The sequence below is a fragment of the Streptomyces sp. 3-6 genome (genome assembly GCF_056323165.1).
Window position 1 is genome coordinate 404,152 of sequence record NZ_JBWHZP010000001.1, and the last position, 15,917, is coordinate 420,068.

The following is a 15,917-nucleotide window of genomic DNA, read 5'->3' on the forward strand; positions in this document are numbered from 1 at the left end:
CTGGTCACGACAATGCGGGGGGCGGCCGACACGGCGGAGTCACGCGCCGTTCACGCCCGGCGGGAACCGTCGACATCGTTCTGTACGTACTATTACCGGCCACCTTCTGACGTGTCACTGTCGTACCAAAGGCCCCGAGGGAGTCCCATGCATCATTTCGGTCACATAGCCCTCGAGGTGCGGAAACGTCTCTTCTACCGGGAGCCCTGCGCCTTCACGCCGGACTCCCCGGGCCGCCTGCTCTCCGCCGCCCTCGGCGCCACCCTCTACAGTCCGGCCATCCGTCCCCGCCTCGCCGACGACGTGGTGAAGCAGGCCGGACGGGGTGTCGTCTCGATGGTGCTGTGCCTGGAGGACTCCATCAGCGACGCGGACGTGGCCGACGCCGAGGAGAACCTCGTACGCCAGTTCGCCGACCTGGACGCCCGGACGGGCGTGGAACTGCCGCTGCTGTTCATCCGGGTGCGAACCCCGGAGCAGATACCCGACCTCGTGGACCGCCTCGGCCCCGCCGTCCGCCTGCTGTCCGGATTCGTGCTGCCGAAGTTCACCCAGGAACACGGCATGCCCTTCCTGGAGGCCCTCACCGACGCCGAGGCGACCAGCGGGCGGCGGCTGTTCGCCATGCCCGTCCTGGAATCGCCCGAGCTGCTCTACCGCGAGTCCCGGGTGGAGGTCCTGGAGGGCATCTTCCGCACCGTCGACAAGTACCGGGACCGGGTCCTCGCCCTGCGCCTGGGCGTGACCGACTTCTGCTCCTCCTACGGCCTGCGCCGGGGCCCCGACATGACGGCCTACGACATACAGGTCGTCGCCTCGGTGATCTCCGACGTGGTGAACATGCTCGCCCGCGCCGACGGCACCGGCTTCACCGTGACCGGGCCGGTCTGGGAGTACTTCCGGGTCCAGGAGCGGATGTTCAAGCCGCAACTGCGCCAGAGCCCGTTCCTGGAGGGCCAGGCGGTCGCCCTGCGCGAACAGCTCATCAAGCACTCCATGGACGGACTGCTGCGCGAGATCTCCCTCGACCAGGCCAACGGGCTGCTCGGCAAGACCTGCATCCACCCCTCCCACGTGCTGCCGGTGCACGCGCTGTCCGTCGTCAGCCACGAGGAGTACAGCGACGCCCAGGACATCCTGCGTCCGGAAAGGGGCGGCGGGGGTGTCATGAAGTCGGCGTACACCAACAAGATGAACGAGGTGAAGCCGCACCGGGCCTGGGCCGAGCGGACCCTGCTGCGCGCCGAGGTGTTCGGCGTGGCCAACGAGGACATCGGCTTCGTGGAACTGCTCGCCGCGGGTCTCACGAAGTGACGGCGGCCGACGACGGGCACGGCCCACGGCCGTGAACCGCCGGGCCCGACGCCCGCACGACCGTCGGCACCGGCTGTCATCCGCACCACCGTCGGCATCCGCCGATGCGGGGACGACCGTCGGCACCGGCTGACGACCCGCACCACCGTCGGCACCCGCCGACGCCCGCCGGACCGGTCGGCACGCCGGACACCGGCCCTGCCCGGCCGGACGGTCCGCCGCCCGGCCGGCGGACGACTGCCGGACGCCGAAGGCCGGCGCCGGACACGACCGCAAGGAATCCATGGAGAAGGCAGTGAACGAGGGGGCGCACCGGGCGGTGCGCGACGCCACGCCGGACGGCGGGGACGTCTGGTCCGGGTCCTGGGTCGCGGAGCGGCTCGGCGTGGAGCTGGTCGGCGACGACACGCTGACCGGCCTGCTGGGCCTGGCACTGCGGCGCAACCCCAAGCGGGCGCACCTGCTGGTGTCGAACGTCCTCGGCAAGCACGTGCCCCGGTCCCCGTCCGTGGTGTACGGCCACGGCGTCGACCTCGGCCGCCGGGTCCGCGACCTGCTCGGCGACGCGGCCCGCCGGGCGGTGGTCCTCGGCTACGCGGAGACCGCGACCGGCCTCGGCCACTCGGTGGCGGACGGCCTGGGCACCGCCCCCTACCTGCACTCCACCCGCCGCCCCGTCCCCGGCGTGCCCACCGCGGGCGGCTTCGAGGAGTCCCACTCGCACGCCACCTCCCACCTGCTGCTCCCCGAGGACCCCCGGCTGCTGGCCGGTGACGGCCCCCTGGTCCTGGTGGACGACGAGTTCTCCACCGGCAACACGGTGCTCAACACCGTCCGCGCCCTGCACGCCCGCTACCCGCGCGGGCAGTACGTGATCGTGGCCCTCGTCGACATGCGCTCGCCCGCCGACGCCGGGCGGCTGGACGCCTTCGCCCGGGAGATCGGTGCGCGCATCGACCTGGTGACGACCGCCTCGGGCACCGTGCGGCTGCCCGCGGACGTCCTGGAGAAGGGGCAGGCCCTGGTGGCGCGCCACGAACGCGCCGCGGACGGGACCGAGGAGGCGGCGGGAACCGGTCGGACGGGCGGGGCAGCGTCCCCGGCCGACGCAGCCTCGCCCCCGGCCGACGCCGCGCAGACAGGCGACGCCTCGCCCCCGGCCGACGCCCCGCACCCCGCCGCCGCCGGTGGCGCGCGACCCGGGCCGGCCCGGGTCAGCCGCGTCGACCTGGGCTGGCCCGCCGGGCTCCCCGACGGGGGCCGCCACGGCTTCACCCCCGCCCACCGGGCCCGCCTGGAGGACGCCCTGCCCGCCCTGGCCGCCCGCCTCGCCGGGGCGCTGCCCGCCGGCGCGCGCCGGGTCCTCGTCCTCGGCTGCGAGGAGCTGATGTACGCGCCGCTGCGCCTCGCCCGGGAACTCGAACGCCTGACCCCGGCCGCCGACGTCCGCTTCTCCACCACCACCCGCTCACCCGTCCTCGCCGTGGACGACCCCGGCTACGCCATCCGCACCCGCCTGGTCTTCCCGGCCCACGACGACCCGGCCGACGGCCCGGGCGAGCGGTACGCCTACAACGTGGCCGGCGCGGGCTTCGACGCCGTGGTCGCCGTCGTCGACTCGGCCGCCGACACCCCCGCCCTGCACGCGCCCGGCGGCCTCACCGACCGGCTCGCCGCGCACACCCCGCACGTCCTCCTCGCGGTCGTACCGTCGTACGTGCCCGCCCCCCGGGAGACGCCCCGGGACGACGACCGACCGGACGCCCCCGAAAGGCCCGCCGCCATGCTGCCCGACCCGCTCAGAGGCCCCGCCTTCTCCTCGTACGCGCCCGAGGAGGTCGGCTGGCTGCTCCAGGACCTCTCGGACGTGACGCTGGAGGCGCCGACCGAGGAGCGCGAGGAGGCCATCCAGAGCGGCGGCGCCCACTACGCGGAGTCCCTGCCGGTCGAGTACCAGCCCAGCGAGCAGTACCAGGAGCTGTTCCACGCCGCCCTGGACGCCTCGGCGGCCCGCCTGGCCCACGCGGTCGGCGTCGTCACCGAGATCGTGCTCACCGAGCGCTCCCGGCCCCGCCCCGGCGGACAGGCCCCGCGCCCGGTCCTGGTCTCCCTGGCCCGCGCCGGGACGCCGGTCGGCATCCTCATGCGCCGCTGGGCGCGGCACCGGCACGGCCTCGACCTGCCGCACTACGCCGTCTCCATCGTCCGGGGCCGGGGCATCGACGCCAACGCGCTGCACTGGCTCGCCGCCCACCACGAACCGCGGGACGTGGTGTTCGTCGACGGCTGGACCGGCAAGGGCGCCATCACCCGCGAACTCGCCCAGGCCGTCGCCGAGTTCGAGAAGGCGGGCGGGGCGCCCGGCTTCGACCCGGAGATCGCCGTCCTCGCCGACCCCGGCTCCTGCGTCCGTACCTACGGCACCCGCGAGGACTACCTCATCCCCTCCGCCTGCCTCAACTCCACCGTCTCCGGCCTGATCTCGCGCACCGTGCTGCGCGCCGACCTGGTCGGCCCGCACGACTTCCACGGCGCCAAGTTCTACCGCGAACTCGCCGACGCCGACCTCTCGGTGGCCTTCCTCGACGCCGTCTCCGCCCGCTTCCCCGAGGTCGCCGACGCGGCCTGCGCCCGCGCGAAGGAACTCCTCGCCACCGACCGCACCCCCACCTGGGAGGGCTGGGCCGCGGTGGAACGCATCAGCGAGGAGTACGGCATCCACGACGTCAACCTCGTCAAGCCGGGCGTCGGCGAGACCACCCGGGTGCTGCTGCGCAGGGTGCCGTGGAAGGTGCTCGCCCGCACCGGGGCGGGCAGCGACCTCGACCACGTGCGCCTGCTCGCCGAGCAACGGGGCGTCCCCGTCGAGGAGGTCGACGGCCTCCCGTACACCTGCGTCGGACTGATCCACCCCCGCTACACCCGCGGCGCGACCGGCGCCGACGGCAAGGCGGTGACCCGCTGATGCCCGTCCTCGTCGCCAGCGACCTCGACCGCACCCTCATCTACTCCGCCGCCGCCCTCGCCCTGACGATGCCGGACGCGCGGGCGCCCCGGCTGCTGTGCGTGGAGGTCCACGAGAGCAAGCCGCTGTGCTACCTGACGGAGACGGCGGCCCAGCTGCTCACCGACCTCGGCGACAGCGCCGTCTTTGTCCCCACCACCACCCGCACCCGCAAGCAGTACCAGCGCATCAACCTCCCCGGCCCGGCCCCCGCCTACGCGATCTGCGCCAACGGCGGCCACCTGCTGGTCGACGGCGTGTCCGACCCGGACTGGCAGGCGCGGGTGACCGCCCGGCTCGCCGACGAGTGCGCCCCGCTCGCCGAGGTCCAGGACCACCTGCTGCGCACCGCCGACCCGGTCTGGCTGCGCAAGCACCGGGTGGCCGAGGACCTGTTCGCCTACCTCGTCGTCGAACGCGAACTGCTCCCCGCCGACTGGGTGAAGGAGCTCGCGGCCTGGGCGGAGAACCTCGGCTGGACGGTCTCCCTCCAGGGCCGCAAGATCTACGCCGTGCCCAAGCCGCTCACCAAGAGCGCGGCCATGCGCGAGGTCGCCCGCCGCACCGGCGCCGACCTCACCCTCGCCGCCGGCGACTCCCTCCTCGACGCCGACCTGCTCCTCGCGGCGGACCACGGCTGGCGTCCGGGCCACGGCGAACTGGCCGACGTCGGCTGGACCGCGCCCAACGTCACCTCCCTGCCCGAGCGGGGGGTCGCGGCCGGCGAGCGCATCCTGCGGGAGTTCCTGCGGACGGTGCGCGGGGCCGGGGCCGGGTAGGGCGGGACCGAGGCCGGTGGAACGGCCCCGGCGGAGACGGGCGGCGTCCGGCCCTGGGCACCGGGCGGACGCCGCACGTCACATACGGCCGGACCGGGTGCCTTCGCACCCGGTCCGGCCGGTTCAGGGGCGCCTCTCGGCTTGTCCTGGCCCTCTTGTTCTGGGTGTTCTCGTCGTTCGTGGTTCTCGTCGTTCTTGTTGTTCCTGTCGTTCTTGTCGTTCTCGGTTTTCTCCGCCCCGCCCGTCGGTGGTCCCTGGTGGCCCGGCCGTGTTATCGGTCCGAGGGCTCGTGGGGGCGGGTGCGCAGGGCGAGGGTGTCGGTGGTGCCGGGGCCCGAGCCGCCGTGGGAGTCGTCGGCGTCACCGGCGTCTTCGGCGTCGGCGTCCTCCGCGTCGCCCCCGCCGTCCGCCCGCCCGGTCCGCCTGCGGCGGCCGGCTCCGGGGCGCAGCAGGCGCAGGACGAGGAAGGCCACCAGGGCCAGCGCGGCGACGCCCAGAACGACCTTGGAGTAGGTCGACGCGATGGCCGTGACCTGCTCCCAGTTGTCACCGAGGGCGTAACCGGCCATCACGAACACGGTGTTCCAGATCGCGCTGCCCAGCGCGGTCAGACCGAGGAACACCGGCAGCCGCATGCGCTCCACCCCGGCCGGCACCGAGATGAGGCTGCGGAAGATCGGGATCATCCGGCCGAAGAACACCGCCTTGGTCCCGTGCCGCAGGAACCACGCCTCGGTCTTCTCGATGTCCGCGACCTTCACCAGCGGCAGCCGGGCGGCGATGCCCAGGGTCCGGTCCCGGCCGAGCAGCGCGCCCACCCCGTACAGTGCCAACGCCCCGATCACGGACCCGGCGGTCGTCCACAGCAGCACGCTGAGCAGTCCCATGCGCCCGCTGCTCGCGGTGAACCCCGCCAACGGCAGGATCACCTCGCTCGGGATCGGCGGGAAGAGGTTCTCGAGCGCGATGGCGAGGCCGGCCCCGGGCGCGCCCAGCGCCTCCATGAGGTCGGTGACCCACTGGGGCCCGGGACTGTCGCCCGCGGCGGCGACGACCCCGTGTGCTGCGATGACTGTCATGGGACCACGCTAGGGAAGGGGAGCTGAAGGGATCCTGAGGACGACGGGCGGACGGGTGCCCGGACCGACGTCCGCCACACCTCCGGCGCCGCTCGGCGCCGCCCCCGGACGTCAGCCGCAGCAGCCCCCGCCGCAGCAGCCGCCTCCGCCACCGCCCGGGGCGGGAGCCGGGGCCGGGGCGGCGGAGGTGCCGCCCACCGCGACGGTGGACAGGAGCTTGACGGTGTCGTCGTGACCCGCCGGGCAGGCCGCCGGGGCGGAGGACTCCGCCATGGGACGGCTCAGTTCGAAGGTGTCGCCGCAGGTCCGGCAGCGGTATTCGTAGCGAGGCATGGGGCCAGGTTATCCGGCCCGGGCCCGGGTGGGCACGGGCCCGGGCCCACCCGGGCGCGCGGCGCCGGGCATGCACCCGCGGTGCCTCGCCGGGTCAGGACGCGCCCGCGCCGCGTTCCTCGCGGATCTGCGACACCACCCGGGCCACCGTCTGCCGGACCGTCTCCGTCTCCGTCAGGAAGTGCCAGTAGTCGGGGTGGCGGCCCTCCAGCGTGGTGATGGCGCGTTCCAGCCGGGCCACCGCGTCGTCCAGGGGGCGGGCGTGCCTGGGGTCGGGCGTGTTCCGTCCGGCCATCGCCAGCCGCTGGGCGTCGCGGATGGCGAACCGGGTGCGCTCGATCTCCTGCTCGGGGTCCTTCTGCACCGCGTTCAGCTGCTGCAGCCGGTCACCGGCGGCGGACACGGCCTCGTCGGTGGTGTTCAGCAGTGCCCGCACCGTCGACAGCAGGGCCGTCGCGTCCGCCCAGCGCTGTTCCTGCCGGGCGGTGCGGGCCTCGGCCAGCCTCGCCTCCGCCTGCCGGACATTCTCCGCGGCGACCTCGGGGACCCGCTGGAGGTCCTGCCAGCAGGCCACCGAGAAACGGCGGCGCAGCTCGCTGAGCACCGGGTCGACCTGCTCGGACCGGGTGGTCAGGGCCTGGGCGCGGGTGCGCAGGGAGACGAGCCGGCGGTCGATCTCGGCGGCCCGTTCCGGCAGCCGCTCCGCCTCGGCGCGGACCGCCTCCGCCTCGCGGGTGACGCGCGCGGCCCGCTCCAGGGTCTGCGGCACGCCGTGCTGTCCGGCGCCCTGGTTGAGCGCGGTCAGCTCGGGGGAGAGCGCGGCGAGCCGGGCCGCGAGGTCGTCGGCCCGCAGGCCGGAGGCGCGGGTGGCGTCGAGCGCCTGGGAGGCGGCGAGCAGGGCCTGCCGGGCGCGCTCCACCGCGGGCGCCAGCCGGGCCAGTTGCGTCTCCGCCTTGTCCAGCAGCGGGCCGAGCCCGTCGGTGAAACGGTCCAGTTCCCGCTTGACCCGCCCCAGCTCGTCCTTGGCGGCGGTCAGTTCGGCGCGGGCACGGGAGGCGGCGGACGCCTCCAGGTCGTCGCGGTCGAGGTCGTGCGCGTCGACGGCGGCGATGTAGTGGTGGCTCGCCTCGTCGATGCGGCGGCCGATCGCCTCGAAGTCGGCCACGGCCTTGCGGGCGGCCGGGGAGGAGTCGACCGCGACGATCGTCTCGATGGAGATACGCAGGTCGCGCTGGGCGGTGTCGAGCTCGTAGAAGGCGGCGGCCGCCGCGTCCTTGGCGGCCTGCGCCTCGGCGCGCTGGCTCTCCGCCCGCCCGCCGAACCACCGCCGGGTGCCGCCGCCGGTGAACGCGGCGGGCAGGGCCAGCACCGCCACCAACGGCAGCCCCACCAGGGCGAGCACGTCCCCCAGGGCACCGCCCGACCGGCGCGCCCGGGCCCGCGGCACGGATGTCGACGCGGCCCGGGGCAGGGACGGTGACGCGGCCCGGGGCTCGGGCGGTGACACCGGTGGGGGAGGAGGTACGGCGCCACGCGTGCGCGGCACGCATGGCATCGACGGCGAGTGCGGCTGCGCTGATGTCGCCGTCACATCCCTCTCCCGTACTGTCGTTCGCCCGGCCCGGTGCCATTGTCCCACCGGTGAAGGACGAACACACGGGCCGGTCAGTTCACTGTACGGACGGTGAGGCTTCCGTCGCCGGTGCGCGCCTTCACGACATGGCGACTGGCGTCGTCGCGCGGCACGGACACCCGCTCGGGGCCGTCACCGGTACGGGTGTCCACCCGGTAGGCGGCCCGGGGCAGCTCGATGGTCACGGAACCGTCCCCGCTGTGCGACTCCACCCGGTCGGGCACGGCCCGCAGTTCGAGGCGGACGGAGCCGTCGCCGGAGCGGGTGCGCACCGTGCGGGACGACACCTCCGCGCGCACCGACCCGTCGCCGCTGTGCAGCTCCAGCGGTCCGGAGGTGTCGGTGACGTGCACGGAGCCGTCCCCGGTGCGGATGCTCAGGGGGTCCTCGAAACCGCCGGCCCGCACACCGCCGTCGCGCTCCCGCACCGTGACGGCGATCCCGCGGGGCACCTCCACCCGGTGCCGGGCGGCACAGTCGGCGATGATGCCCGAGCACGTCAGCCGCAGCACGAGGCGGTCGTCCTTCATGGACCAGGTGACCTTCGGGTCCGAGCCCACCACGACCCGCCCCCGGAACCACCGGGTGACCCTGACCTTCCCCGAGGCGTGACCGTCGGCCGCGACGATCTCCAGGCCGGCGTCGTGGGAGTCGACGGTGAGGGTGTCGCCCGCCAGCGCGAACGTCCGGCGCTCGGGCTCGGTGTCGTCGGCGGCCGACGCCCCGCAGCCCGCCAGCCCGGCCACCAGCACCGCCGCGGCCCCGACGGCCGCCACGGCCCGCACCGGCCCGGTCCGGCGGTACGGGGCAGCGGGCGTGCGGGCGGCGGCGGACATGCGGTGCGTGCGGTACGTGCGGGTCATGACGGTCTCCCCCTGGGACGGACGGTGCGCGCTTCCCGGCGCCCTTCGACCGTAGGGACCGGGAGCGTCCCGGGGGATCCGGTCCGCTCCCGTGTCCGAGGTGGGGAAAGCCCCCGGTACGGGTGTGCCGGGGGCCGAGCGGGGCCATGTAGGCTGTCCACTCGACCTGGGGCGGACCCGGGTCACGGGTGCGTAGCTCAGGGGTAGAGCGCCTGCCTTACAAGCAGGATGTCGGCGGTTCGAAACCGTCCGCGCCCACCCAGCTCAGAGGCCCCTCACGGTGATCGTGAGGGGCCTCTGATGGGGTGTCCAGTGGATCCTTGGGAGATCGACTCCGCGGCGCGCACCTCTCCGCCCGCGCCGCCCGCCGGTCCCGCTCCCGCCGGCCGGCCCCGCTCCTGCCCGGCCCCGCTCCGCCCGCTGGCCCCGCTCCCGGTTCACCGACGGTGTCACCGTGCGTCGGAGGTCGTCCCGTCCGGGCCGCCGTCCCGGTCGGTCGCGTGCTTGAGGTGGGAGCGGGCGTGCACGCGGTCGGCGCCGGTGAGGGCGTCCCAGTAGCGGTGGGTGCTGACGAAGACGGCGAGCTCGTGTTCGCGCCGCCGCAGCTTCTCCACCTCGGCCTGTTCGTCCTCGCTCCAGCCTGGCGAGGCGGGGCGTTCGACCCGGCGCCAGCCGGTGTCGTCGCTGAAGCCGTCGAGGGGCTCGACCGACCAGGGGAGGCGCTTCAGCAGGGCCGACAACTCGGCCCGGACCTGATGCAGTTCCTCCTGACCGGCGAGGAGGTCACTGGGGAAATCATAGGTCGCAGCCACGGCCCAATGATACGCCTGTTCGAATCGAGGTGGTGCGTCCCTCACGGTTCCGCCGGGAGGTTCACCCGATCGTGAGCAGCCCGCCCGCGCCTTTGTCCGCGGCCGGTCGTACGGTGATCGCCATGGACATCGTGGGTGGGGGCAGCGTGGGCGGGAACGAGGGGCGGAACGGGGCGGTCGGTCCGACGGCCGCCCGGGCGGACGCCGGCAACGTGGCGGTCCTGCTGGTGCCGTGGGCCGAGGACGACCTCTGGCTGCTGCGGCGCACCAACAGCCCCGAGATGACCGAGCAGTTGGGCGGCCCGGAGAGCGAGGAACAGCTGCTCGCGCGGCACGAGCGGTACCTGACCCTGGAGCCGGGGCGGATGTACCGGGTCACGCTGGAGGGCGACGGGCAGACCGTGGGTTCCATCGGCTTCTGGGAACGGGAGTGGAAGGGCGGGACGGTCTGGGAGACGGGCTGGGCCGTGCTGCCCGAGTTCCAGGGCCGCGGCCTCGCCTCGGCGGCGGCCCGCGCGGTCGTCGGCGCCGCCCGCGCCGCCGGCCGCCACCGCTACCTGCACGCCTTCCCCCAGGCCGGCCACGCGGCGTCCAACGCCGTGTGCCGCAAGGCGGGCTTCACCTTGCTGGGCGAGGTGGCGTTCGAGTATCCGAAGGGCCACCCGATCACGTCCCACGACTGGCGGGTGGACCTCGACGAGGACTGAGCCGGGTCCCGCCCCGCACCGGCGCCCGACGGGCTCCGGGTGCGTCGGGCGCTGGTGCGCGGCGGGGGCGCGGGGCGAGACTGGGGGCATGTGCCGGAGTATCAAGACCCTGCGTCCGCCCGCCCTGCCCGAGGAGGCCACGGAGGAGGAGATCCGGGCCGCCGCCCTGCAGTACGTGCGGAAGGTGTCGGGTTTCCGGGCGCCCGCGGCCCACAACCGCGAGGTGTTCGACCGGGCCGTGGAGGCCGTCGCCGAGGCCACCGCCGAGCTGCTGGACGGGCTGGAGGTGCGCGGCACGCCCGCCCGGCAGCCGCAGCGGGCCGCGAGCTAGCGGGAGACGCTGCCCGGGGGTCGGCGGCCGGACGAGCCCGCCCGGGGTGGGTGGTGCGCGCCCGCGCCGGCCGACGTGGGCGGGGCGACGGTCGGGGAGGCGCGGGGGAGCCACGGGTGAGTCGTGGGTGCGTGGCGGGTGAGTGGGGTGCGCTGCGGAGGGACCAGCAGAGGGACGAGCAGAGGGACCACGGGTGAGCTGTGGGGTGGTGCCGGGGGCCGACGGCCCGTCCGTCCACCGGCCGGGCTCGTCCGTCCGCCGGTCGCGGCCCGTCGAGCGGCCGGTCCGCCCACCGGCTCCGGCGCTACGAGACCTCGGTCGTCCGCGGCCGTCTGCGCACCAGGAACCCGGCGCCCGCTCCCGCCGCGAACAGCGCGCCCACGGACACGGCCGTCGCCAGCCAGCTGGCGCCGAGCCAGTGGGCGCCGAAGTAGCCGAGCGCCACGCTGTAGCCGGCCCAGAACAGACCCGCCAGCGCCGACCAGGGCAGGAACTCCCGCGCCCTGCGCCGGGCGGCGCCCGCGCCGAGGGAGACGAGTGAGCGTCCGGCGGGCGCGAAGCGGGCCAGGATCACCAGGGCGCCGCCGCCCCGGGCCAGGGCCGCGCCGAGACGTTCCTGCGCGCCGGTGAGCCGCCGGGAGCGGGCGATGGCGCGGTCGAAGCGGGCGCCGCCCCGCCAGGCGAGCCGGTAGGCGACCAGGTCGCCCAGGACGGACGCGGTGGCCGTGCAGAGGACGAGCACCAGGATGTCGGGGACGCCGGTCGCGGTGCTCGCCGCGGCGGCGGTGGCGGCGGTGATCACCAGGACCCCGCTGGGCAGCACGGGCAGGAACACGTCCAGCAGCACCGACAGGGCCACCACCGCGTAGATCCATGGGCTGCCGATCAGCGACCCGAAACTCTCCACCCGAAACTCCCGTGGCTCCCCCGTGGGGCCAGCCCGTGCCGCGCTGTCGCGGTGGGAGCGGCAGGAGTGGCAGGAGTGGCCAATGACAGACAGCCATACAGCGTACGCCGGGCGGGTGACGACGAGGTCACGGGGGGCTTGCCCGTTCCGTATCACCGACCGCATCCCCCACCCGCAGACCCGCGGACCGGCCACCCGAAGACCCGCAGCCCCGCTGACCCGCCGACCGGCCCCCCGACGGCCCGTCGACCGGCCGGCACCCCCCGCACGGCCGCCGGCGGCCCCGGCAACCCCGGGCGGCCCGGCGGTTCTCCCGGCGGTGCTCAGCGTCCGTCTCCATGATCGTCCCGAGGCGGGCCCCCGCCTCCCCCGCGCGGGCGTGCTCCAGGCGGAGGGTGGCCGCGCGGCCCCGGGTCGTCAGGGTCATCAGCTGGTTGCCGAACCAGGGGCCGCCCGTCCGGCGCCAGGACACCGGCGGCCGTCCGCAGCCGCCGTGGCGGGCGAAGGCGCGGCCCAGCAGCCGGGCGATGCCGCTCCAGCCGAAGCGGAAGCCGAGCTTGATCGTCATCGGGACGGAGTTGTGCACCGGGGAACAGGTCAGCTGCACCACCCGGGCGTCCGGGCCGGGCTGCCCGCGCCACGCGGGTTCGGCGACGTAGGCGTGGTGGACGTCCCCCGAGAGCACGCACACGGTCGCCGGCGCGTCCGGGCCGCTGCCCGCCTCGGCGATCAGCTCGCCGAGCGCGGCGAAGGAGTCCGGGAACGCCGCCCAGTGCTCCAGGTCCGCCGCCCGCCGCAGTTTCTCCCCGAACCGTGCCCAGCGCGGCCCCTTGTCGCCCCGGGCCAGCACGGAACTCCACGCCTCGACGTCGTGCACCAGGTGCGGCAGCAGCCAGGGCAGTGACGTGCCGATGAGGAGGTGGTCGCGGGAAGCGGGGTCGTCGAGGGCCTGTTCGCGCAGCCAGGCGGCCTCGCCCGGGTCGAGCATGGACCGCTCGCCCTCCGTGAGGACCCGGGCCGCGCGGCTGTCCACCATCAGCAGCCGCACCCGCCCGAGGTCGCGCCGGTAGCTCCAGCGGACGGTGGTGGCGTCGGCCTCGGCGTCGGAGGCGAAGGCGCGCAGCACGTCGGTGCCGTCGGACTTCTCCCGTACGGCCGCGTACACCGGGTCGGTGGCCAGCTCGCGCGGGGAGAGGTTGCCCAGGTGCTGGTACACCCAGTACGACATCAGGCCGCTGAGGACCCGTTCCCGCCACCAGGACGTGGCCCGCATGTCCTCGACCCAGGAGGCGGAGGTGTTCCAGTCGTCGATCACGTCGTGGTCGTCGAAGATCATGCAGGTCGGGACGGTGGACAGCAGCCAGCGCACCCTCGGGTCGAGCCAGCTCTCGTAGTAGAGGCGGGTGTACTCCTCGTAGTCCGCCACCTGGCTGCCCGGGGCCTCCCGCAGGTCGCGGCGGGCGGCCAGCCAGGCGCGGGTGGCCTCGGAGGTCTCGTCGGCGTACACCTGGTCGCCCAGCAGGACCAGCAGGTCCGGCCGTGCGCCCCCCGGGTCGGCCGCGATGCGGGCGGCGAGGGCGTCCAGGGCGTCCGGGCCGACGGGGTCGTGCTCGCCGGTGGGCGGGGAGGCCCAGCGGCAGGAGCCGAAGGCGATGCGCGTGTCGCCGGCCTCGTCGGCCCGTCCGGGGGTGGCGATGACGGAGGGCGGGAGACCGGGGGACGGCTCGTCGGGCAGCGGCCAGACGCGGGTGCCGTCCAGGTGCACCTCGTAGGGCACGGCCGTGCCCGGGGTCAGGCCGCTCACCTCGACGAGCGCGTAGTGGTGACCGGCGACCCGGAACGTGTCCGCCCGGCCGCCGGCCCCGTCCGCGCAGCGCACCTCGGCGGTGCCCGGACGGCTCGTCTCGACCCAGACGGTCGCGGACGAGCCGTCGACGTGACGCAGCAGCGGTCCGAGTCGCAGTCCGGCCATGTGGTGCCCCTTCCTCCGTCGCCCCGTACGGTACGCAGCGACGGAGGCCGGCGGGAGAACCGTGCGGTCAGCAGTTCGCCAGGTGGCTCTGCAGGGCCGACTTCTCGGCCGAGTCGACCGAGAGGCCGTAGTAGTACTTCACGTGTACCCAGGCGCGCGCGTACGTGCAGCGGTAGGCGGTGCGGGAGGGCATCCAGGCCGCCGGGTCCTTGTCGCCCTTGGCCTGGTTGACGTTGTCGGTGACCGCGATGAGCTGCGGGCGGGTGAGGTCGTTGGCGAAGGACTGGCGCCGGGAGGTGGTCCACGCGCCGGCGCCGGAGTCCCACGCCTCGGCGAGCGGCACCACGTGGTCGATGTCGACGTCGGAGGCGGCGGACCAGGTCGCGCCGTCGTACGGGGAGTACCAGCTGCCGCTGGTCGCGGCGCAGGAGGAGTTGGTGACGACGTTGGTGCCGTCGCGCTTGAGGACGGTCTCGCGGGTGTTGCAGGTCCCGCTGACCGTGCTCCAGTGCGGGAACAGGTCGCGGTTGTAGCCGGTGCGGTCCTCGACGCGGACCGGGAGGGAGGCGAGGTAGCTGCGGGCGGTGGCGGCGCTGACCGGGGTCGGGAGCGCCGCGGAGGCGGCCGGGCCGTTGAACAGCCCGGCGGAGGCTATGAGTCCGGTGAGCGCCGCGACGATGCCGAGCCGTCGACGCGCGTAGACCTGGGGCATGCGAACTCCCTTGTGGGGTGCGGGCGTTGAAGTGAGCAGGGGAATGCTCGCCACGCCGGGTTGCGGGAAGGGGTGGGCCCGGTGAGAAGCTAATGACGCGCCCATGACATGTCCATGGGTGAGGCGTGAATCTTTCGCGGGGGTGCCTGCGGGGCGCCTGTGGCAGTGCCCGCGGGGTGCCTGCTGGGGCGTCACGGCGTGCGTGCGGGCGGATCACGGGAGGCGGGCGCGGGCGGACCGCCGGGGTGGGTGCGGGCAGGAGGGCGGGATGACGCTCGGCCCGGTGCGGAGGGCGCGGGGGCGGGGAGTGCCTGGGAGGGGCGGGAAGGGGTCCCGCCGGGCGCCCCGGGAGGGCCCGGCGGGGAGGGCGGGGGTGTGGCGTACCCTGGGAGGCGCAGAAGGGGAGTAGCCCTACGCCGGACCGTCGACATACTGCTCAGCCCGCTGAGCCGGCGCCCGGAGGCCGACCACCGCGAGACCGCGTGGGTGGGCCGGCGAGACCTTCGGCATGCAGTGCACACCCGTGCCGGACGGTACGGGTGCCGTGCGCACTGCCGTGCCGAGGTGTCCGCGGAATCGCACAGCACTCTCGGTGGGGCAGTCCCGACCGATTGAGGAACCGTTGATCAGCCTGACCGTGACGGCCGTCGTCTTCGGCGTCGTCTTCCTCGCCGAGCTGCCCGACAAGACGGCGCTCGCCGGACTCGTCCTCGGCACCCGCTACCGCGCCTCGTACGTGTTCGTCGGCGTCGCCGCCGCGTTCGCCGTGCACGTGGCGCTGGCGGTGGCCGCCGGCAGCGTGCTCACCCTGCTGCCGCAGCAACTCGTGCAGGTCATCACGGGTCTGCTCTTCCTGGGCGGCGCCGCCGTGCTGACGTTCCGCAAGGACGAGAACGAGGAGGAGATCCGCAAGCCGGAGAACCAGTCCTTCTGGAAGGTCTCCGGGGCCGGCTTCATGCTGATCCTGGTCGCCGAGTTCGGTGACCTCACCCAGATCATGACCGCCAACCTCGCCGCCCGCTACGACGACCCGCTCTCGGTCGGCCTGGGCGCGGTGCTGGCCCTGTGGTCGGTGGCCGGGCTGGGCATCGTCGGGGGCAAGGCGCTGATGAAGCGGGTGCCGCTGCGGCTGATCACGCGGATCGCGGCCCTGCTGATGCTGGGCCTCGGTGTTTGGAGCCTGTGGGAGGCGGCGACGGCCTGACCCTGCTCCGACCCACGCGGGCGCTGCCCCGGCGGCGGTCACGACCGTGGGCGCGCGATCACGGCCGGGGGGTGCGGGCGGTGTGGGTAATGCGGGGTGGTCGCCACGGGGCGGTGGCCCGGGCGTCTGGGCCGGGGGTCGGCTTGCGGCGCCCTTCTGGCGGCCCGGGGTGGTTGCCGTGGCCCGGGCGTCGGGCGTCGGGCGCCGGGGCGGTCTCGGGTGCGGTTCCGGGGGGAGGGCGCCGCGCGTCGAGGCTTCGGGCGGCCGG

Annotated in this window: 14 protein-coding genes and 1 tRNA gene; 7 read left to right on the forward strand and 8 right to left on the reverse strand. The window is 74.9% G+C overall.

The window, feature by feature from the left end; all coding sequences use genetic code 11:
- The first annotated feature begins 147 nt into the window (after positions 1-147).
- From AC02VZ_RS01665 to AC02VZ_RS01675, 3 genes are all read left to right on the forward strand, one after another.
- Positions 148-1,314, forward strand: coding sequence for an HpcH/HpaI aldolase/citrate lyase family protein (locus AC02VZ_RS01665; RefSeq protein WP_476474313.1), 1,167 nt, complete (start codon positions 148-150; stop codon positions 1,312-1,314).
- Between the two features lie 283 nt (positions 1,315-1,597).
- Complete coding sequence (locus tag AC02VZ_RS01670) at positions 1,598-4,279, forward strand: phosphoribosyltransferase (RefSeq protein WP_476474314.1); 2,682 nt, start codon at positions 1,598-1,600, stop codon at positions 4,277-4,279.
- Positions 4,279-5,097 (forward strand): HAD family hydrolase, encoded by an 819-nt coding sequence (locus tag AC02VZ_RS01675; RefSeq protein WP_476474315.1) that lies wholly within the window; start codon positions 4,279-4,281, stop codon positions 5,095-5,097. The genes AC02VZ_RS01670 and AC02VZ_RS01675 overlap by 1 nt, the downstream gene beginning before the upstream one ends.
- 271 nt (positions 5,098-5,368) lie before the next feature.
- Here AC02VZ_RS01675 and AC02VZ_RS01680 read toward each other — a convergent pair whose 3' ends face one another.
- From AC02VZ_RS01680 to AC02VZ_RS01695, 4 genes are all read right to left on the reverse strand, one after another.
- Complete coding sequence (locus AC02VZ_RS01680) at positions 5,369-6,175, reverse strand: DedA family protein (RefSeq protein WP_432054322.1); 807 nt, start codon at positions 6,173-6,175, stop codon at positions 5,369-5,371.
- Between the two features lie 111 nt (positions 6,176-6,286).
- Positions 6,287-6,508, reverse strand: a complete 222-nt coding sequence (locus AC02VZ_RS01685) for an FmdB family zinc ribbon protein (RefSeq protein WP_476474316.1) — start codon at positions 6,506-6,508, stop codon at positions 6,287-6,289.
- A gap of 94 nt (positions 6,509-6,602) precedes the next feature.
- A complete protein-coding gene (locus tag AC02VZ_RS01690) occupies positions 6,603-8,063 on the reverse strand; it encodes a hypothetical protein (RefSeq protein ID WP_476474534.1) in 1,461 nt (486 codons plus the stop codon).
- 110 nt (positions 8,064-8,173) lie between these two features.
- On the reverse strand, positions 8,174-9,004 hold the full coding sequence (locus tag AC02VZ_RS01695; RefSeq protein WP_476474317.1) for a DUF4097 family beta strand repeat-containing protein: 831 nt from the start codon (positions 9,002-9,004) through the stop codon (positions 8,174-8,176).
- 186 nt (positions 9,005-9,190) lie between these two features.
- Here AC02VZ_RS01695 and AC02VZ_RS01700 point away from each other — a divergent pair.
- Positions 9,191-9,262, forward strand: a tRNA-Val gene (locus tag AC02VZ_RS01700).
- Between the two features lie 191 nt (positions 9,263-9,453).
- On the opposite strand, the gene AC02VZ_RS01705 is transcribed toward AC02VZ_RS01700, so the two are convergent.
- Positions 9,454-9,816, reverse strand: a complete 363-nt coding sequence (locus AC02VZ_RS01705) for a hypothetical protein (RefSeq protein WP_432054319.1) — start codon at positions 9,814-9,816, stop codon at positions 9,454-9,456.
- A gap of 122 nt (positions 9,817-9,938) precedes the next feature.
- Between AC02VZ_RS01705 and AC02VZ_RS01710 the strand changes: the two genes are divergently transcribed.
- Complete coding sequence (locus AC02VZ_RS01710) at positions 9,939-10,523, forward strand: GNAT family N-acetyltransferase (protein ID WP_432054318.1); 585 nt, start codon at positions 9,939-9,941, stop codon at positions 10,521-10,523.
- Positions 10,524-10,611: 88 nt separating this feature from the next.
- On the forward strand, positions 10,612-10,854 hold the full coding sequence (locus AC02VZ_RS01715) for a DUF2277 domain-containing protein (protein ID WP_432054317.1): 243 nt from the start codon (positions 10,612-10,614) through the stop codon (positions 10,852-10,854).
- A gap of 304 nt (positions 10,855-11,158) precedes the next feature.
- On the opposite strand, the gene AC02VZ_RS01720 is transcribed toward AC02VZ_RS01715, so the two are convergent.
- From AC02VZ_RS01720 to AC02VZ_RS01730, 3 genes are all read right to left on the reverse strand, one after another.
- Positions 11,159-11,761, reverse strand: coding sequence for a DedA family protein (locus AC02VZ_RS01720; protein WP_432054316.1), 603 nt, complete (start codon positions 11,759-11,761; stop codon positions 11,159-11,161).
- A 127-nt stretch (positions 11,762-11,888) separates the two neighbouring features.
- Positions 11,889-13,733 (reverse strand): alkaline phosphatase D family protein, encoded by a 1,845-nt coding sequence (locus AC02VZ_RS01725; protein ID WP_476474318.1) that lies wholly within the window; start codon positions 13,731-13,733, stop codon positions 11,889-11,891.
- 67 nt (positions 13,734-13,800) lie between these two features.
- Positions 13,801-14,445: an HNH endonuclease family protein gene (locus AC02VZ_RS01730; RefSeq protein WP_432054314.1), complete on the reverse strand. Its 645-nt coding sequence runs from the start codon at positions 14,443-14,445 to the stop codon at positions 13,801-13,803.
- Positions 14,446-15,067: 622 nt separating this feature from the next.
- On the opposite strand from AC02VZ_RS01730, the gene AC02VZ_RS01735 reads away from it, so the two are divergent.
- Positions 15,068-15,649: a TMEM165/GDT1 family protein gene (locus AC02VZ_RS01735; protein ID WP_476474319.1), complete on the forward strand. Its 582-nt coding sequence runs from the start codon at positions 15,068-15,070 to the stop codon at positions 15,647-15,649.
- Positions 15,650-15,917 lie beyond the last annotated feature (268 nt).